General features: G+C 58.7%; 14 protein-coding genes. 5 read left to right on the top strand and 9 right to left on the bottom strand.

Features of this window, described 5'->3' with window-relative positions; all coding sequences use genetic code 11:
- Positions 1 to 27: 27 nt before the first annotated feature.
- The 5 genes from FZF01_RS06145 to FZF01_RS06125 all read right to left on the bottom strand — a co-directional run bounded on the left by FZF01_RS06145 (position 28) and on the right by FZF01_RS06125 (position 6,825).
- Positions 28 to 2,583, bottom strand: a complete 2,556-nt coding sequence (locus FZF01_RS06145) for an ABC transporter permease (RefSeq protein WP_223825417.1) — start codon at positions 2,581 to 2,583, stop codon at positions 28 to 30.
- A gap of 1 nt (position 2,584) precedes the next feature.
- Positions 2,585 to 3,238 carry an ABC transporter ATP-binding protein gene (locus FZF01_RS06140; protein WP_150277489.1) on the bottom strand — a complete coding sequence of 218 codons (654 nt, stop codon included), beginning with the start codon at positions 3,236 to 3,238 and terminating at the stop codon, positions 2,585 to 2,587.
- Between the two features lie 115 nt (positions 3,239 to 3,353).
- Positions 3,354 to 4,604: an MFS transporter gene (locus tag FZF01_RS06135; protein WP_150277265.1), complete on the bottom strand. Its 1,251-nt coding sequence runs from the start codon at positions 4,602 to 4,604 to the stop codon at positions 3,354 to 3,356.
- A 72-nt stretch (positions 4,605 to 4,676) separates the two neighbouring features.
- Complete coding sequence (locus tag FZF01_RS06130; RefSeq protein ID WP_150277264.1) at positions 4,677 to 5,498, bottom strand: aldo/keto reductase; 822 nt, start codon at positions 5,496 to 5,498, stop codon at positions 4,677 to 4,679.
- A 37-nt stretch (positions 5,499 to 5,535) separates the two neighbouring features.
- A complete protein-coding gene (locus FZF01_RS06125) occupies positions 5,536 to 6,825 on the bottom strand; it encodes an NADH:flavin oxidoreductase/NADH oxidase family protein (RefSeq protein WP_150277263.1) in 1,290 nt (429 codons plus the stop codon).
- 170 nt (positions 6,826 to 6,995) lie between these two features.
- On the opposite strand from FZF01_RS06125, the gene FZF01_RS06120 reads away from it, so the two are divergent.
- On the top strand, positions 6,996 to 7,712 hold the full coding sequence (locus tag FZF01_RS06120; RefSeq protein ID WP_150277262.1) for a hypothetical protein: 717 nt from the start codon (positions 6,996 to 6,998) through the stop codon (positions 7,710 to 7,712).
- 9 nt (positions 7,713 to 7,721) lie between these two features.
- Here the strand turns inward: FZF01_RS06120 and FZF01_RS06115 are convergent, their stop codons facing one another.
- Positions 7,722 to 8,828: an ADP-ribosylglycohydrolase family protein gene (locus FZF01_RS06115; RefSeq protein WP_150277261.1), complete on the bottom strand. Its 1,107-nt coding sequence runs from the start codon at positions 8,826 to 8,828 to the stop codon at positions 7,722 to 7,724.
- A 120-nt stretch (positions 8,829 to 8,948) separates the two neighbouring features.
- Between FZF01_RS06115 and FZF01_RS06110 the strand changes: the two genes are divergently transcribed.
- The 3 genes from FZF01_RS06110 to FZF01_RS06100 all read left to right on the top strand — a co-directional run bounded on the left by FZF01_RS06110 (position 8,949) and on the right by FZF01_RS06100 (position 11,877).
- A complete protein-coding gene (locus FZF01_RS06110; protein WP_150277260.1) occupies positions 8,949 to 9,617 on the top strand; it encodes a TVP38/TMEM64 family protein in 669 nt (222 codons plus the stop codon).
- A gap of 181 nt (positions 9,618 to 9,798) precedes the next feature.
- Positions 9,799 to 11,022: a hypothetical protein gene (locus FZF01_RS06105; RefSeq protein WP_150277259.1), complete on the top strand. Its 1,224-nt coding sequence runs from the start codon at positions 9,799 to 9,801 to the stop codon at positions 11,020 to 11,022.
- Between the two features lie 111 nt (positions 11,023 to 11,133).
- A complete protein-coding gene (locus tag FZF01_RS06100) occupies positions 11,134 to 11,877 on the top strand; it encodes a class I SAM-dependent DNA methyltransferase (protein WP_150277258.1) in 744 nt (247 codons plus the stop codon).
- A 54-nt stretch (positions 11,878 to 11,931) separates the two neighbouring features.
- Here FZF01_RS06100 and FZF01_RS06095 read toward each other — a convergent pair whose 3' ends face one another.
- The 3 genes from FZF01_RS06095 to FZF01_RS06085 form a co-directional block, all read right to left on the bottom strand.
- The gene (locus FZF01_RS06095; RefSeq protein WP_150277257.1) at positions 11,932 to 13,248 is read right to left on the bottom strand and encodes a methyl-accepting chemotaxis protein; all 1,317 of its coding nucleotides are present in this window, start codon (positions 13,246 to 13,248) and stop codon (positions 11,932 to 11,934) included.
- Positions 13,249 to 13,436: 188 nt separating this feature from the next.
- Positions 13,437 to 14,699, bottom strand: coding sequence for a ribonucleotide-diphosphate reductase subunit beta (locus tag FZF01_RS06090; RefSeq protein ID WP_150277256.1), 1,263 nt, complete (start codon positions 14,697 to 14,699; stop codon positions 13,437 to 13,439).
- A 289-nt stretch (positions 14,700 to 14,988) separates the two neighbouring features.
- Positions 14,989 to 17,856 (bottom strand): ribonucleoside-diphosphate reductase subunit alpha, encoded by a 2,868-nt coding sequence (locus FZF01_RS06085; protein ID WP_150277488.1) that lies wholly within the window; start codon positions 17,854 to 17,856, stop codon positions 14,989 to 14,991.
- A 409-nt stretch (positions 17,857 to 18,265) separates the two neighbouring features.
- Between FZF01_RS06085 and FZF01_RS06080 the strand changes: the two genes are divergently transcribed.
- Positions 18,266 to 18,979, top strand: a complete 714-nt coding sequence (locus FZF01_RS06080; RefSeq protein WP_150277255.1) for a response regulator transcription factor — start codon at positions 18,266 to 18,268, stop codon at positions 18,977 to 18,979.
- The last annotated feature ends 11 nt before the right edge of the window (positions 18,980 to 18,990 follow it).

Below are 18,990 nucleotides of genomic sequence, written 5' to 3'. Positions count from 1 at the left end.
ATCAGGAGTGGTACTGCGCACTTGTGTTTATCCTTCGCGCAGCAGCATGGCCTGGTTGAGCCGTAATGCCTGCAAAGTGGGAATGAGGCCGCCGAGCATGGCTAGGGAGCTGACTGCAGCTGCGACCAACGCACCAAGCCACCAGAGATCGCCGGCGGGTAACTTCAGCAATGTGGCGGCCAGGGGCAGGGCGATCAGCGCGCCCAGGGCAGTAGCAAACAGCGTGGCGATAAACGTCAGCAACCCCGTTTCCAACAGCATCGCCAAACGAATCGCCCGGTGCCTGGCGCCGAGAATATGCAGCAGGTTGGCTTCATAGAGCTGCCGCCTGCGGCTGACGCTGACGACGCTGGAAAGCACCAGCAGGCTTGCGGTAAGACTGACCAGAGCCACTGCGGCAAGGCCCGCGGTGGCTTTGCCGAGCAGGTCGCCGGCAGTTTCCAGCCAGTCGGCGGTGCGCAGAGTGATGACGTTGGGTATGTTTCTGGCCAGCCATTGTTGTGACGCCTTGGCGCCGGGATCACTTTGGTAAACCACGCCTACGTAGCGGCCGATCAGTTCATCCAGGGCGCCGTCCTGTAGTACGCCTTCAAACCAGAAGCGCGTTTGCAGACCTTTCTGGCGGTAGAGGGCCTTGATTTCGGCGGGGACGGTCTGACCTTCGACCTGAAACTCCACCTGGTCGCCCACGGTCAGGCCGAGTTGGTTGGCTTCGCGATCTTCCATGGCCATGAAGGCGGGCCGGCCTTCTGGCGCAGGCGCGGTCCACCATTCGCCGGCAATCAGCTCCAGGTCTTCCGGGTTGCCTGACAGGTAGCTGAGTTTGTATTCATCGCCCATGGCTTCGCGTCTGGCTTGGGAGTTGTCTGCCAGCACTTCGGCAATGGGCTCCTGGTTGATGGCGTTCAGTCGGCCACGCACCAGTGGCAGGAGTTCGGTTTCGGCGTCTGGGTCCAGACTTTGCAGACCGGTTTGCAGGGGTTCGATCTGGTCTGGCAGCACTTCATACAGAATCAATGCGGGCGCTTCGGCGGGTATTGTGGACTCCAGTGCGCGGAGCAAGGTGCTGACCAGCAGCGTGCAGGCGACGACCAGTGTGAGTGCGGTACCCAGTGAGAGCAGGGTCGCACGCAGTGGCGAGTCGGGCCGATGCAAGTTGGCCAGGGCCAAACGACGGGCGAAGTTGCGATCGGCAAAACCGCTGTTTTCCAGCGCGCGGGCGGAATACTGCAAGCCTTTGATCAGCGTTTCCAGCAGCCCCCAGAGCACGACTAACGCAAGCAGAAACAGGAAGCCAAGCAGCGAGGAGGGCAGCCAGATCAGCAGGGTGGCGATGTATACAGCCAGCAGGCCATAACTGGCGAGGCGCCAACTGCGCGGTTCATGGCTGGCGGCCTGTACCTTGCCGCGAAACAGTCCAGCCGGTGAGGCAGCAAGCGCCTTGGCCAATGCCGGCAGCGCGAATACATAGGCGGTCAGCACGGCGAAAAGCCAGCTGAGTAACAGGGGCAGGATCCAGACCGAGATCCACTGGCCAGCTCCGCTAGATTCGGTCGCGGCAAAGGTATTGTCGGCCAGACTCAGAGCTACCGTAGATAACCCAACGCCCAAGGCGCCGCCGACAAGACCGGCAATGCTGCCAAGTATGCCGATTTGTAGCAGATAGATGCCTACTAGCGGCCTGCGCCGTAAACCCAGGGTTTGCAGTGTGGCGATGGTGCCGAGCTTCTCATCCAGGTAGGCATGGATGCTGTTGGCAACGCCCAGGCCACCAATAAACAGCGTGGTGAAGGCGATCAGAATCAGCGCGGTGGCGATCTGGTCCAGGCGCTCGGCCAGGCGTTCACTGCGCTCGGCGAAGGTGGTGGTGTCCCACTGGGTTTCGGGGAAAGCCTGTTCGAATTCATCCAGCCACAGATCCAGGTCGCGGTCGGTCTTCACCCGGTATTCGTAGTCGACGCGTGCGCCGGGACCTATGAGTTGCGCTGCCTGCAACGCCTCGTCGGAAATCATGATTGGCAGACCGCGCCAGTTGGCATTCAGACTGCGATCGGGCTGCGCCTGAATCAGCCCACCGATGCGGAAGGTGGCGGCGCCGATCTGGATTTCATCACCCACGTTCTGACCCAGGCGCTCGGCCAGCACGGGATCGATAACAGCACCCCAAAGATCATTCTTTTGAGCGGTGAGTTCGGCCAGCGGTTGGTCTGGAGAGAGGCGCAGCTCGCCGTACAGCGGATAGGCAGCATCCGGCGTAAGGATCGCGGCCCTGAGAAAGTTGTCGCCAGCCTGATCGCTGACCATGGTGTCGAGTTCGCGCACCAGGGAAACAGTGCCGGTGGTGCGAATCCATTCCAGCACCTCATCGGGCAGCGGCTGACTTGCATCCAGCTCGACGTCGCCGCCCAGCAGCGCTCGGGTATCCGCCAGCAGGCTCTGTTCGACCACCCGATAAAGGCTCGCCGTGGCAGCTACCAGAGTGACGCCGAGAATCAGACATGCCAGAAAAACCTTGAGCACAGAGAGGCGCGAGCGCAGATCTGTCACAGCAAACCGACACATCCAGGACAATCTAGTGAACATATCAGAGCGCATGCAAACGCCCTGCATCCATTCTGACCCGGTGCTGGCAACGTTCGGCTACGCGCTCGTCGTGGGTGACCAGCACCAGCGTTGATTTGCTTTGCTTGTGCAAATCGAACAGCAGTGACAGTACCTTTTCGCCGGTTTGCTGATCCAGGTTTCCGGTGGGCTCATCGCCCAGCAGCAGGCTGGGTTGATGAACCAGTGCCCGGGCAATCGCCACGCGCTGCTGCTCACCCCCGGACATCTGGCTGGGGTAGTGTTGCAAGCGGTGGCTTAGCCCGACTGCCTCCAGCATCGCCAGGGCGCGTTCGCGGGCATTAGCCTGGCCGGCGATTTCCAGTGGCAGGCTGACGTTGCCCAGGGCGCTGAGGCCGGGCAGCAAATGGAAAGACTGAAAAATGATTCCCAGGTGCGCACTGCGCCAGTCAGCCAGGGCGTTGGAGTCCATATCGCTCAGTTTCTGGCTGCCGACCAGTATCTCGCCCTGGTCCGGGCGTTCGAGGCCGGAGAGCAGCAATAGAAGGGAGGTCTTGCCGCTGCCCGAGGGGCCGGTAATCGCCAGGGATTCACCGGGCGGCACTGTGAGCGAGGCATCGTTGAGTACCGCGACGGAACCCGATTCTGTGGGGTAGGTCAGGTGAATACCGCTCATTTGCACGCTGGTGGACACAGGGGCTCCTTGGGTCGGTCCGGATCAGGAGACACTATGCCATGCCCACTGCAAAACCGACGATCCGCGGACACCATTGGCAACACTCTGCCGAGATTCAGCCTGCTGTGTAAGGTTTATCCGAGGACGAAACAGCTGCCGGCTCCCCGACCGCCCACTCCTTGGGAAAGCGGCGGATCAGTAGTGTCAGTCCAAAGCCCACTGACAACACAGCGAGGGTAAAACCGAAGGCGGCGGTGAAGCCTCCGGTGTTTTCGATCAACCAACCGGCGATGGCGGGCCCGAGGAATTGGCCGAAGGCAAAGAATAAGGTCGAAAAACTGAAGGCGATGGGGATATAGCGCGGTGCCACCTGATCGGTCGCGCTGGTTTGAATCAGCGTAAACAAGCCGTTGACCGATGCACCCATTACCAGAAAATGAAAAAAGAAGTAGTGCTGGGTCTGCTCGATGAGCGGTAGCCCCATGGCCACGATTACCAGAAAGATGCACGTCGCCAGTGCGTTGCCCCGGCCCCAGAAGTCAGACACCCAGCCCCACAGGGGGCCGGCGGCGATGGACATCAGCCCTGTCATAGCCATATAGCGACCAGCGATTGCTTCGCTATGGCCTGATTCGACCATGAAACTGACTATAAATACCGCCTGAACGATGTAGCCAAGGCCAATGATGCCGTAGGTGGCGGCTACTATGAGTATCCGGGGGTTGCGGTAGATCCGCCATTTTTCGTCTGTCGGCAGATGCCCGGCGGCCGTGGATCTCGCTTTGGGTGGGTTGCGCACGAACAGGCCGATCATGACGGTTACAAAGAGTGCGGTTGCGGCAAAAACACCCCAGCTGACCCGCCAGCCATACTCACCGAATACCTTGAACAAAAAGGGCACCAGCATGCCGGACACCAGGATGCTGATACCTACACCGCTGGTCATGCAGCCAATCACCAGACCGCGTTTCTCCGGGAACCAGGTGGCCAGAAGGGCGACCATAGGTGCAAATGCGAAGGCAGTACCAAAGCCCAGTAGGCCCATCAGAAGCATCACCAGCCAGAAGTTGGCAGCAATGGCGAGGCCCACGAAACCTGCGGTCACCGTGAGCATGCCAAACATGATGGAAGCTTTGGCGCCCCAGCGGGCAGCCGCAAGGCCCCCGGCCAGCACGGAGCAAACGTAGCACAGGGCAGTCACTGTGCTGAGAATACCCGCCTGCTGGTAAGACAATCCGAGGTCTGCACGCATGGCTGGCAGAATGATGCCGTAGGCCAGGCGGGCAAACCCGATAACGACCAGGGACGTAAGGGTGCCGCAAAGCACGGTAATGACCATGTTCGGGCGGTTGCTATTCTGGGACATCGTGACTCGCTTGTTATCGGACACTTGGCAGCCGCATAGGTTAGCAGTTATCCAAAAAGCATGTCCCCGACGTCACACCATTTCCAGCGGCTGCTTGCTTGCCGGCGGCGGGTAAGCGGCATCGATCTGGGACAGATCGTCTTCGTCGAGGTGCAGGCTGTCAGCCCCGGCGTTCTGTCTGAGGTGATCCAGGTTGACCGCTTTGGGAATGGCGATCACGCCGGGGTGGCGCATGACCCAGGCGAGTGCTACCTGGGCAGTTGTGGCGCCATGCTTGTCGGCTATGCGCTGTAGCACAGCGTCATGCAAAAGCACTCCGCCTTGCCCGATGGGGCAGTAAGCCATAAGCGGCATTTGCTGCTTTGCCTGCCAGTCCAGCAGGTCGTACTCAATGCCGCGGGCTTCTGGGTTGTAGAGCACCTGATTGGTTGCGCAAGCAGAGTTGGCAAGTTCTTGCAGGTCAGCAACATCAAAGTTGGAAACACCCCAGCGGAGGATCTTGCCCTGTGCGCGCAGGCGTTCAAAGGCGTCCACTGTTTCGCTCAGTGGATAATCACCGCGCCAGTGCAGCAGGTACAGATCAATGGTGTCGGTATCCAGACGTTGAAGGCTGCGCTCGCATGCCGCCTGCACGCCTCTGGTACTGGCGTTATGTGGGTAGACCTTGCTGACCAGATAGACCTCGTCTCGCCGGCCACGCATGGCTTCGCCGACAATTTCTTCAGCACCGCCCTCGGCATACATTTCTGCAGTGTCGATCAGCGTCATGCCCAGATCCAGCCCCGCGCGCAGGGCCCTGACTTCAGCCTGCCGTTGGCCGGCATCCTCGCCCATATGCCAGGTGCCCTGGCCAATACGCGGAACCTTTGCTCCGCCCAGTTTGATTGTCTGCATACCGGGAACTCCCTCTGATTGATGTATGCCGGGTGGATTACCGGCTGCGACCTTTGATAAGTTGTTTTTGCAGGGCTGTGACGTCCTTGCTTGCCTGCAATACGGATAGCGCCGGATCGGCCTTGCCATTGCGCCCCAGGCGGTCGATCTGGGCGTAGTACCAGTATTGCACCGCAAATGTAGCCATGGCTTTCAGGGCGTTGAGTTTGCCCAGAAACGCCAGCCAGCTGGGGAACAGGGCTAGCTGTTTTTCATAGCGGGGCAATTCTTCGAGCCCGGCTAGCAGTTGCGCAGGCGCGTCAGTCATCACACACATGGGGCGGCCCAGGCCGATGAGGTCAGCAGCGCCGCTATCCAGGGCCTGCTGCATGGCCTTTTTCTGACGGAAACCGCCTGTGACCATCAAGGGCACCGACACCTTGGCGCGCATGGCCAGGGCGAAGTCCACAAAATAGGCTTCGCGCTCTTGAGTGGATTGGGCCACGGTTTGTGGCTCTTCCGCTTCAATACCTTCGACGCCGAGCAGCTTGGGTTGTTCATAGGTACCGCCGGATATTTCGATGAGATCGACGCTGGCCTGCTCCAGCCATTCGACTACCTGCAGACTGTCTTCGAAGTCGAATCCGCCTTTCTGGAAGTCGGCGCTGTTGAGTTTCACCGAGATCGGGAACTCGGGACCAACTGCTGCACGCACGGCCGCGACACTGTCCATCAGCACGCGGGCGCGGTTCTCCAGAGAGCCACCGTATTCGTCTTTGCGCTGGTTGCTGCGGGGGCTGAGGAACTGCGACAGCAGGTAGCCGTGAGCGGCGTGGATCTGCACTCCGGTAAAGCCGGCTGCCTGCACCGCTGCGGCGCACTGGGCAAAGCGGCGGACAATCTCGTTTATTTCGTCTTTTTCCAGGGCTACCGGCTCACCGAACTGGCCTCCTGGTAGGCCCAGTTTGACTGGCGATGGCGCCTTTGGGTGTGGGTTGACCATCTTCATGGTCTGGCGGCCTGCATGGCTGATCTGCGCCCAGAAATGGTTGCCGTTGCGTGTAGCGGCCTTGGCCCAGCTACTCAGCGCGGCGTGCATGGCTGCATCGGGTTCACAGTCTATGACTACGTTGCCGGGGCGTTCCAGGTGGTCGCGGTCAATCTGGATATTGCCGGATAGCAACATGCCCGCGCCGCCATCGCTCCACAGGCCGTAGAGGCGTTCGAGTTCCGGGGTCGGCAGGCCGTCGGGCGTGGCCAGGCCTTCGGTCATGGCGGCTTTAGATAGGCGATTGGGGATGATGGCGCCGCATGGGAGGCTTAGAGGATCGGCAAGGGACTTGGTCATGGGGTTCTCTTGTTCTTGTTTATGACAGTGATGTGAGTGTATCCGGTTTTCCGACGGGTGTTCTTGAGAGGCGCTGAAATATCCTGTGAATCAAAATCGCTTTTTTATTGTCACAAGTCGATGACAACGCACCGCCCAGCACTTGTTTCAAAGGAGATATCGTTAAGGCCATGATTGAGTGGATTCAGGAAAACCAGGCGCTATTTAACGCTGGCATGAGCATAGCCACTTTGCTTGTCTGGGTGGTTTACGCCCAGTTGCTGTATTTCGGATTTCGCCGCCAGCGCACGCCCAGGGTGATCATCAATCGGGGCAGGAAGCGGGATCTGGACGCCCTGTGCATCATCAGCAATATGAGCCAGGAGGCAATTTATGTGGAATACATTATTGCCACTCTGGAGACATCCCATGGCACGGTGATGATGGATGTCACGGACTTTGAACGCGATCCTACAGAGGAGCGCGAGAACGAAGAGGGCGACAAGCAGAGGGTATCAGTAACACCCGAGGACATCCGCGAGAATACCCGCCAGGGCCCGCTGCTATCAGGCGAGTTCATGCATATCGGGACCTTCAACGATGTGGTTCGGCGTTTGGCGCGGCGGGCTGATATTCCCATGCAGGGGTATCGCCCGGTAGGAAATATTCTGCTGGAGCGGCTTACCATCGAGCTTATAGCTCTGTATGGCCCGGAGCCCAAACCCGTCAGCGCCAAGCGAAGCTTCAAAATCGAAAGCAACGAGTCGGGAGGGACCCTGACGCCCACCTCCTGGCAAACCCATCAGGGTATTTCCTTTCTACATCGTCGTCGGCTGTGCAAGAAGGTCGACAAGATTAATGAAACCAACTTCTCGATGAGCTCTACCATTCGGCTCGATAAAGACTAGAGGCTCCGGTCATCGAGCGCTGGTTGTATCAGCGCCAACGAGTCGATCAATCGCTTGATTGATATCGTTTTGCCTGGTGAGCTGGTCAAACAGACCCCCTGTGGCCTCGCCGTGAATCAGGCCCAGCAATACGCCCAACACAGCACCGCGGTGCACGTTATCACCACCGACCTCTGTGTTGGCTTGCAGGGCCTTTAAAGGATCTAGCTGGTGTTTGAGAGCGAAGTACAACACCGCCGGCCATGCATCGCTTATATAGCAGGCGGGCGACAGCACCCGACCAACCACTTCCCTATCCGGTTTGTTGCCTTCTACCAGCTTGACCAGATCGCGGCGCGGCAGGCTTCGGGTTGCGTTGAGCAGTAAGTCTTCCACCGAAGTATCAGTATCGCGAAACAGCAATCCATCAATCAGGTTAACAAAAGCGTCGCACACCTCTGCCAGGGAGGCGTCCGGGTGTGTAAGCGCCAGGTGCTCGCGGCACAGTTTGCGAGTATCTGCCAGTGATGTACCACGCAAGCGCTCTCCAATGACCAGCGGCGCGATGGTGACCAGCCCGCCAACCGAGGGCGTGTCATGGGTGATAGCGGCGCACTTTTCCGGTGGCAACCCGCTGGCGAGTTTGGCAAAGAATCCGCGGTGATAGGACTCGGCATAGGTGTCCGGATGCGCTGGCTCGTCCGCTGTCAGCAGCTGTATGTAGGCCTGAAGAAAAGCATCTCGATCATAGTGCCCGTTTGCCGCGTGCATGACGTTCATCAGCGCAAGTGCGCAATGGGCGTTGAGCGTGTTGTCCCCGGCGCGCATGCCCTGGTGGTAGTGAATATTGGGGCGGTCCCAGTATTGGGCTTTGCCCTTGAGTATTACGTCGCCCACTACGTTGGCCTTGTTGCTACTGCTGGCGTTCTTGCGGCCACCGCCACTGGTCGAGTGTAATGACATGATGGAGGAGGGGTGGACCTCCGGCGCCGGATGGAAGTGTCTGATGCCCTCGGGAAAGGCCTTGTCAATATCACTGACTCGGTAGAACCAGTGTACCGGCATGGCCAGAGCGTCGCCGATAAACAGGTTCTGCAGCGCTGCGGTGGCTCTGGCGGTAACATGCTGTGCAGTCATACTGTGCCTCGGTCTGGTTGGGTAGGGGCGACAGCCCCGTATCAATTCAGAATAACGCAGCCTTTGGCCCATAATGGATCCCAGGTGTTTCAAGGAAAGTCTTCGGCAAGAGGGGGGGTGATGGCGCTCAGAATAGCGGTGGTGGGAGCAGTGCTGGCGGGCCTGCTGGGTGCCTGGTGGCTGCTGCAGATACTCGGCATGCCGGCCAGCCTGTCTCCGCAGGCACTGTCTGACTGGCTGACCAGTCAGGCCGGAGTCGGCCCACTCTTACTCATGCTGTTGATGATTATTGCCGTGATCGTCGGGCCTATTCCGACGCTACCGGTCAGCGCCACCGCGGGTCTGGCCTTTGGCGTAGTTGAAGGCACGGCTATCGCCGCCACAGGTGCGCTGATTGGCGCGATGGCGGCGTTCTGGATTGCACGTCTGCTCGGGCGGGAGGCGATCTGCCGCCGCTTCCCGAATAACCCCGTATTGAACCGCGACGGCTCACAGCGCTTTCTAACCCTCACCATTGTGGTTACCCGGCTGATACCGGTGTTCTCATTTGCGCTGATCAGTTACGCCGCAGGAGTAACATCGATTCACGCTTGGCGTTTTGCCGTCGCAACCTTGATCGGCATGCTGCCCATGACCGTGGTTTTTGCCGGATTGGGTCACAGCTTCAGCATGCATCCGGCCCTGACTGTATTGGCGGGCGCAGCAGTTCTCGCGGCCATGGTCTGGCTGCCCTGGATGGTTAGCCGTCATCCGAATTCCAAACTGGGCCGTTGGTTGGGGCTGTGTTGATGACGGCTATGCCTTTGCACAGATACTTGCTGCACGGGGTGTGGGCATGGAGCTGAGCGGTGCATTGCTCAAGGTGACAAGAGCGCTCGTCTATATCTGTGCTGGCGTCCTGCCTGCCACGCTGTTGGCCGGACTCAGTCTGGTTTTTCTGGTGAGCAGCTTGTGGTGGAGTGTTTTGCTTGTGCTGCTGGCCTGGCTTGGAACGGTCGGTTTGATAATGGCGACGATGTTTCCGCCGAATGGAGCCGAATCGCGTTTGAGGATGATTGTTGTCATTCTGCTGACGTTCGGCTTGGTAGCCATATCGCCGTTGGCGCTGATGGCAATTGATTTTCGCAATCTGGCGCTGAAGGCCATCTTCATCGGGCCGGCATTGGTGGCACTGCATTACTGCTGGCAGGTGTTCAGGCTTTCGAATGTGCGCGAGCGCTGGTTTTTATCCATGGTATCGCTGCTGTTGGTGATGGCTCCTTTGTTGTGGTACCTGCAGCGTCCCACGCCGCCTGAGGCAGTGGTATATGACACCGCCGAGGCACGCGAGGTGACGCTGATCGTGGAGAACAGTACGCAGGAGGGGCATCCGGTGATGGGGCTGGCCTCGCTGAGCAAGGTGCCCTATGCGCGAATTCACTATCAGGACAGGACCTACACACCCTTGGGCGCTGGCAGAGTGATTTCATTTCCCCGGGAGACGCACAGGTCGCAGTACGTGATCCGGGAGCTGGTGCAGCCCAATCCCGCGAGCTCGCGCTGGCCGGTCAGAGTGGTGTGGGCCCTGCATGACAAAAGCGGTCGACTCATGGCGCGGCGTGAGCTCTGGCAGCGGAGCACATCTTACTGGTCTGCAGATACACCCAGCGGCTGGCAGGGCCAGAACGCGGCGGACTTTTTCCGCAGGGTGCTCACGCCGCTCGGGCGTATGGCTGTTCCGGATGAGCTGTATCCGGAGGCGAGGTTGCGCGTGGAGCCGACGTCAATTATTCGCCCCGTCAGCCACGCGGATATGGCAAAACGGGTTGCAGGATGTGAGGCGGGAATAACTATGGGAGAAGGCGAAAAATTTGGCCATCTGCAGTCTGCCAGCCCCGACTGGCGTTTTTCGGCCCGTCTGCCTATCGATCAGGTGTTTTGTACAGGTGACAGCACCTACCTCATTTATGCCATGTCTGGCCGCCACATAGAGGTAGACCGGTTAACTCTCGAGGGCCGATTCATCGGACAGCAGAGGATCAATCTGCCCGACGACCTATCGGTCGGTACATCTCACTTCAAGTATGTCTCCCGTTTTGATGCGGGCCCGCTTGGAGTGAGCATGCAGGTCAATTTCATGGACGGACTGCCCAGCCCCGGGCAGCCGGAAGTGCCTGTAAGCGGACTCAGAATCAGTCTTGAAACGAACCGTTAGGCGCCAAAGGCCGAGGCTGTGCAGGTGAGGCGATTAAGGGTGGGCGCCTGCTCCTGAGCCGTTATATGATGCGCGCGCCAATTTCGGCGACCACGTCAGCATCAGACCATCATGCCCAGCAACGCCATTTATACCGACCTCTCGGGTTACTACGATCTGATGTGTGCGGATATCGACTACCTCGCGCAAAGCCAATGTATTCATCGATTGCAGCAGCTGCTGGGCAATGGCGGAAAGCGGCATCTGGATCTGGCCTGCGGGACGGGGCCGCATGTGCGGCATCTACTGGATGCGGGGTATCAGAGCAGTGGGCTCGACATCAACCAGCCCATGCTGGACCGGGCGCTGATTCGCTGTCCCGAGGCGCAGTTCTCTCTGCAGGATATGTGTCAGTTTGCGGTCGAGCAGCCGGTTGATCTGATTACCTGTTTTCTGTATTCCATACACTACAGCGCCGAAATCGAGCGGCTCAAGGCGTGCATTGCCAGTGTGCATGGCGCGTTGGTCAGCGGTGGGCTGTTCTGCTTCAACGCGGTCGACAAATACAGGATCGACAATGACTCCTATATGTCGCATTCGGTTCTGAATGGAGAGGGCCATTTCAACTTCAGTTCCGGGTGGCACTATTCGGGGGAGGGTGAGCAGCAGTCGCTGAAACTGCGTATTGAAAGAACGGCAGCCAATGTGACCCAGATCTGGCGGGATCAGCATCCCATGGTGGCTGTGACTTTCGATGAGCTGACTGCGCTGTTGCAGCCTTACTTCGAGGTGCACGTGCTCGAGCATGACTACGGGACAATCAAGCCCTGGGATGGAATGTCGGGGAATGCGCTGTTTGTTTGTGTGAAAAGATAGGCCCTGGGGCGCGATATTACTGCGCCCACTCAAGATTTTCTGTGTCTTTGCCGGTCATTCCTCAATAGCATTGGAAAATTGGCCAATAGCATCAACTACACGCTGCGCCTCGTCACGAATCTTCAGCATGACTGCACCTGCCTGGTTGGCCAGTTGGACACCCTGTTCTGACTTGGTTTTGCTTTCACCCATACCGCTCACTGCCTGCTGCGCCAGCTCCATGTTTTTCAGGACCACGTCGTTGATTTCGAGGGTGGCCTGGCTGGTTCGGGCTGCCAGGTTGCGTACTTCGTCTGCTACTACGGCAAATCCGCGGCCTTGTTCGCCGGCTCGTGCGGCTTCGATGGCGGCGTTAAGGGCCAAGAGGTTGGTCTGCTCGGCTATGCCACGAATCACCTGAACTATGCTGTTGATCCGTTCCGACTGGTTACCGAGGGCATTGATGTGCTCTGAAACCTGTTCCAACTCCGACGCAATTGATCGCACGACCTCAACTGTTGCCTGAACAGTTTCAGTACCCTCGCGGGCACTCTCGTCTGTTTCCGCAGCAATGTCGAACGCCAGCTTGGCTGCAGAAGACTCTGCATGTCGTCTTTCGACCTGGTTGGTGATGTCACTGGCAAACTTCACTACACCGTAGAGTTTGCCATTGGAGTCATACAGGGGGTTGTAGGTCGCGCGCAGCCAGATTGTCTGGCCGCTGCGGTTTATGCGTTTGAATCGATCTGAAAGGTACTCACCTTTGTTCAAGCGCTGCCAGGCTTGCTGGTATTGGTTGCTGGCAGCCGTTTCTGCATCGCAGAAGATCCGGTGGTGTTTGCCTTTTACATCTTCCAGCCGGTAGCCCATGCTTTGCAGAAAGTTGTCGTTGGCGCTGACGATATGGCCGTCCAGAGTGAATTCGATTACCGCCATTGAACGGTTGATGGCGTTGAGCAGGCTCTTATGTTCTTGCTCAGCCTTCATCGCCCGGGTGATGTCCGTTGCGAGTTTGATGACCTTGGTCACATTGCCTTGCTGGTCCATGACCGGGATATAGCTTGCCTCAAGCCAGATTGGACGTTCGCCCTTGGCCAACCGCATGAATCTGTCACTGAAACTGTCACCCTTGGCCAGTCGCTGCCAGAAACGCTGATATTCGTTGCTGCGCGCTAGTTCGGGGGTACAGAACACACTGTGTTGTTTGCCCAGGACTTCTTCGAGGTCATACCCGACAACTTTAAGAAATAGGGGGTTTGCGTTGAGGATTTCCCCCCTTGGAGAGAACTCGATCATTGCCATGGTATGAGCAATGGCGTCCAGGATCTGATTTTGAATGGCCAGTTGCTGTTTGCTTACTTGAAGTGCATCGCGAACACGTGATCCGAACATGGATACCTCAACGCAGTTGAATTTTCGTGCCTTTATCTATCGGCAGACTGCCCATTTTCTTGATTCGGAAAAGTGCTGAATAGGGCTCTAAATTAGGCTGTAGAGCGCGATACAGATTTTTCGGGCGCAAGTGATGGCACCGGCTCCATCGCGCGGTGCATCATCACCTCAGTCGAAAACGCAGACGATCAATCCCAGCTCAACGCGCCACCGGTCTGGTACTCGATGACCCGCGTTTCGAAGAAATTCTTCTCTTTCTTCAGGTCCATGATCTCGCTCATCCACGGGAAGGGGTTAACGGTGCCCGGGTACTCTTCCTTGAGACCGATCTGGGTCAGGCGGCGGTTGGCGATGAACTTGAGGTAGTCCTCCATCATCGCTGCGTTCATGCCGAGCACGCCGCGGGGCATGGTGTCCCGGGCGTATTCTATTTCCAGCTGGGTGCCCTGCAGAATCATCTGCGTGGCTTCGTCCTTCATGCTGGCATCCCACAGGTGCGGGTTCTCGATCTTGATCTGATTGATCACGTCGATGCCGAAGTTCAGGTGCATGGACTCGTCGCGCAGGATGTACTGGAACTGCTCGGCAACGCCGGTCATCTTGTTACGGCGACCCATGGACAGGATCTGGGTAAAGCCGCAGTAGAAGAACACACCTTCAAGCACGCAGTAGTAGGCGATCAGGTTACGCAGCAGTTCCTTGTCGGTCTCGACGGTGCCGGTGTTGAAGGTCGGGTCGGAGATCGAACGGGTGTACTTGAGGCCCCAGGCGGCCTTTTTCGCCACGCTTGGAATCTCGTGGTACATGTTGAAGATCTCGCCTTCATCCATGCCCAGGGACTCGATGCAGTACTGGTAGGCGTGGGTGTGGATTGCCTCTTCGAAGGCCTGGCGCAGGATGTACTGGCGGCACTCGGGATTGGTGATCAGGCGGTAGACGGCTAGCACCAGGTTGTTGGCGACCAGCGAATCGGCGGTGGAGAAGAAGCCCAGGTTGCGCTTGACGATACGGCGCTCGTCGTCGGTGAGGCCTTCAGGATTTTTCCACAGGGCGATGTCGGCGGTCATGTTGACCTCCTGCGGCATCCAGTGGTTTGAGCAGCCATCGAGGTACTTCTGCCAGGCCCAGTCGTACTTGAAGGGCACGAGCTGGTTGAGGTCGGCGCGGCAGTTGATCATGCGCTTGGTGTCGACGCTGACCCGGGCGGCCGAGCCTTCCAGTTCGTCGAGGCCTTCCTGCACATCGAGGGCATCCAGTGCCGCCTTGGCGCGGGCGATGGCGGCTGAGTCGTCATCGCTGACCTGGCGGGCGTCGGCGACGTTGGCTGGGGTGCTCTCCGCGGTTTCGACTGCGGGTTCGGCGTGGTCCGCTTTTGTCGAGGTGGAACTCGACATTCCCAGATGCGGGGCTGCGGAGGTTTCGGGTGTGTCTAGTTCGTCCCAGCTGAGCATGGTTGGCTCCTTTCAGTCGCAGCTGCAAGCTTCAAGCGGCAAGCTGCAAGTTGGTTAATTTGGGTGGCGCGAGCTCTCGCGCGGTCATCCTCGGTCTCTCCCCGTCATCCTCGCGAACGCGGGGATCCATTCGGGGGTGGCTGTAAGCGCTGTGCCTCATGCCGAACCCCGAAGGTCAAAATGGGTTCCCGCGTTCGCGGGAATGACGCCAGGGGTAGTGAGTGTTCCTGCTACCCGGGGGCGCAAACTCCGAGCTGCTTGTCGCTTGCAGCTTGCAGCTTGTCGCTTTTTATTGGCATGCCTCGCAATCAGGCTCGTCAATCGCGCAGGCTTTCGGCACGGGTGCGGGGCCTGCAGGGGCGGCTGATACGCCGTTGCCGCCCGACGATACGGCGTTGAGCTTGCCGGTTTCCACTGTCGATTTCTCGGTGCTGGTCGCAGCCAGGGCGCGGAGGTAGTAGGTGGTTTTCAGGCCGCGGTACCAGGCCATGCGGTAGGTCACGTCCAGTGCCTTGCCCGAGGCGCCGGCGATGTACAGGTTGAGGGATTGGGCCTGGTCGATCCACTTCTGGCGACGGCTGGCGGCTTCGACTATCCACTTGGTTTCCACTTCGAACGCGGTGGCGTACAGGGCTTTGAGGTCCGCCGGGATGCGTTCGATCTGCTGGACCGAGCCGTCGTAGAACTTCAGATCGTTGACCATGACCGGATCCCACAGGTTGCGGGCCTTGAGGTCGCGTACTAGGTAGGGATTGATCACGGTGAACTCGCCGGAGAGGTTCGATTTCACATACAAGTTCTGGTAGGTCGGTTCGATCGACTGGGATACGCCGGTGATGTTGGCGATGGTCGCGGTCGGTGCGATGGCCATGATGTTGGAGTTGCGGATGCCTTTTTTCGCGCGCTGGCGCAGGGGTTCCCAGTCCAGGGTCTGGCTGCGGTCGACTTCGATGTACTTGGCGCCACGCTGCTCGGTAAGGATGTCCAGCGAGTCCAGCGGCAGAATGCCCTGGTTCCACAGCGAGCCGTCGAAGCTGGAGTAGCTGCCGCGCTCTTCGGCCAGATCGCAGGAGGCCTGGATGGCGTAGTAGCTGACCGCTTCCATGGAGTTGTCGGCGAACTCGACCGCAGCGTCGGAGCCGTAGGCGATGTGCTGCAGGTAGAGCGCATCCTGAAAGCCCATGATGCCCAGGCCGACCGGGCGGTGCTTGAGGTTCGAATTGCGCGCCTGGGGCACCGAGTAGTAGTTGATGTCGATCACGTTATCCAGCATGCGCACGGCGGTCTTGACCGTAGCAGCGAGCTTGGCAGTGTCCAGTTTGCCGTCGACGATATGCTGCGGCAGGTTGATCGAGCCGAGGTTGCATACGGCGATCTCGTCGGCCGAGGTGTTGAGGGTAATCTCGGTGCACAGGTTGGAGCTGTGGACAACGCCAGCGTGCTGCTGCGGGCTGCGTAGGTTGCAGGCGTCCTTGAAGGTGAGCCACGGGTGGCCGGTTTCGAACAGCATGCTGAGCATCTTGCGCCACAGGTCGCGGGCCTTGATGGTTTTGTGCAGCTTGAGCTTGCCGTACTCGATCAGCGCTTCGTAGTACTCGTAACGCTCCTCGAAGGCCTTGCCGGTCAGATCGTGCAGGTCGGGCGTATCGGAGGGGGAGAACAGTGTCCACATGCCGTCGTCGAACACGCGCTTCATGAACAAATCCGGAATCCAGTTGGCGGTGTTCATGTCGTGGGTGCGGCGGCGGTCGTCACCGGTGTTCTTGCGCAGCTCGAGGAATTCCTCGATGTCCAGGTGCCAGGTTTCCAGGTAAGCGCAGACGGCGCCCTTGCGCTTGCCGCCCTGGTTCACGGCCACGGCTGTATCGTTCACCACCTTGAGGAAGGGCACAACGCCCTGGCTCTTGCCGTTGGTGCCCTTGATGTAGGCCCCCAACGCACGCACGGGCGTCCAGTCGTTGCCCAGACCGCCGGCGAATTTGCTCAGCATTGCGTTGTCGTGGATCGCGTGATAGATGCCGGACAACTCATCTGGCACGGTGGTCAGATAGCAGCTCGACAGCTGCGGACGCAGGGTGCCGGCGTTGAACAGCGTGGGCGTGGAGGCCATATAGTCGAAGGACGACAGCAGCTTGTAGAACTCCACCGCGCGGGCATTGCGATCGGCTTCTTCTATGGCCAGGCCCATGGCGACGCGCATGAAGAAAATCTGTGGCAGCTCGAAGCGCACGCCGTCACTATGGATGAAGTAACGGTCGTACAGAGTCTGCAGGCCGAGATAGGAGAACTGCTTGTCGCGGCTGTGATCCAGCGCCTTACCCAGTGCGTCCAGATCAAATTCCTTCAGGCGCGGATCCAGCAGCTCGTGCTCGACGCCAAAATCGATGTAGGCGGGCAGGGTGCGGGCATACAGTTCGGCCATATCGCCGTGGGTCGCGCTTTCAGCGACCTTGAGAAAGCTCAAAGCTTCGGCGCGCAGGTTGTCCAGCAGCAGCCGAGCGGTGACGTGGCTGTAATTCGGCTCGCGCTCGACCAGGGTGCGGGCGGTCATTACCAGGGCGGTGTTCACATCCTGTTGGGTGACACCGTCGTACAGGTTCTTAAGGGTTTCGCGTTCGATCAACTTGGCATCCACTTCGGCCAGGCCTTCGCAGGCCTCGTCGATGATGGTGTGCAGGCGGCCCAGATCCAGTGGCTGGCGGCTGCCGTCGGGCAGGGTGATGTTCAGCGTGGGGTGCGCTTCGACCGGCTGACGGGCCTGGCGCTGGCGCGAGTGCTCTTCACGGTAGAGTACATAGGCGCGGGCGACCTTCTGCTCGCCCGAGCGCATCAGGGCCAGTTCGACCTGATCCTGGATCTCTTCTATATGCAGCGTACCGCCGGAAGGCATACGACGTTTGAAGGTGGTGGTGATGGTTTCAGCCAGTTGATTCACAGTCTGGTGAATACGGCTGGAGGCGGCGGCCTGTCCGCCTTCGACAGCGAGAAACGCCTTGGTGATGGCGACTTTGATCTTGTCATCGGTATAGCTGACCAGCTTGCCGTTGCGCTTGATGACGCGCATCTGGCCGGGAGCAGTCATCTGCAGATCAGAATTATGGTCGCCCTGAGGATTGCGGCCCTGTTGCGATTCGGTGATTGGGGTAACTGGCGGCATGTTGGGCTGCATGGTGATCTCCTTGGCGAAGCCGTTAATACAATATGTAGTGTTTTGACGTTCTGGGTCAGTAGAGCAGTGCCGTATTCGATCGGCTTGCTCAATACTCATCCCATATGTAGTGCGCTTTGTTAATCTTGGCACAAGATAGAGTGGAATATGCCGTCGTGCAAGCTTGAAATTGAAGACGGCTGTGATGGCTATTCGCCAATAATTTCGCCTTGGCTCAGGAAAAACGGGCTTTTCACTGTGAATTTTGGCTGATTTTCAGCTGAAAAAAATATGTATCGACACTACATGTAGTGTTTTCTGTATTAGCCCGAATATGTGCTCCCTTACCTGATAGGTCTTTTGCCGGGGGGTTGTTACAATCGCTGCTCCGCAATGAGACAGGCAGGTTGGCAGGCGAATGGCAGTCGATAACGAACGCATCCTCATAGTCGAAGACGATCTCAAATTGGCCGAGCTGATTCAGGCATTCCTGCGCTCGCAGGGTCTGGAGATTGATCTGCTAACCGATGGTGCCAGCGCGGTGGAGCACATTCTGGCCAGCAATCCCGACCTGGTGGTACTGGATCTGATGTTGCCGGGCGAGGATGGTCTGTCGATCTGCAAGCGCCTGCGGGGGGCCGGTTATGCGCGGCCGGTGTTGATGCTGACCGCGCGCAGTGATGACGAGGATCATATTCGCGGGCTGGAGCTTGGAGCTGATGATTACGTCAATAAGCCGGTTAGACCACAGGTCTTGCTTGCCCGTATCCGAGCGTTGTTACGCCGCAGCCATGATTCAGAGCCGGCCAGCGATGCGCCGGTCACTCGGCTGACCTTCGGCCCTCTGGTCATCGACAACGCCCGGCGCGAGGCCTGGCTGCGTAACGAACTGATCGATCTGACCGGTGCGGAACTGGATCTTTTATGGTTGCTGGCCAGTAATGCTGGTCGCACGCTAAGCCGTGAGGAAATATTCAACGCCCTGCGCGGAATCGAATATGACGGTCAGGATCGCTCCATTGATGTGCGCATATCGCGTATACGCCCCAAGATCGGCGATGACCCCGAGCTACCGCGCATCATCAAGACGGTGCGTAGCAAGGGCTACCTGTTTGTTGCCGTGCAACCCTGATACGGACGCCC

Source organism: Halopseudomonas salina, assembly GCF_008641105.1.
The sequence above is the reverse complement of the archived record's forward strand: the minus strand, read 5'-3'. Positions and strand labels throughout refer to the sequence as shown.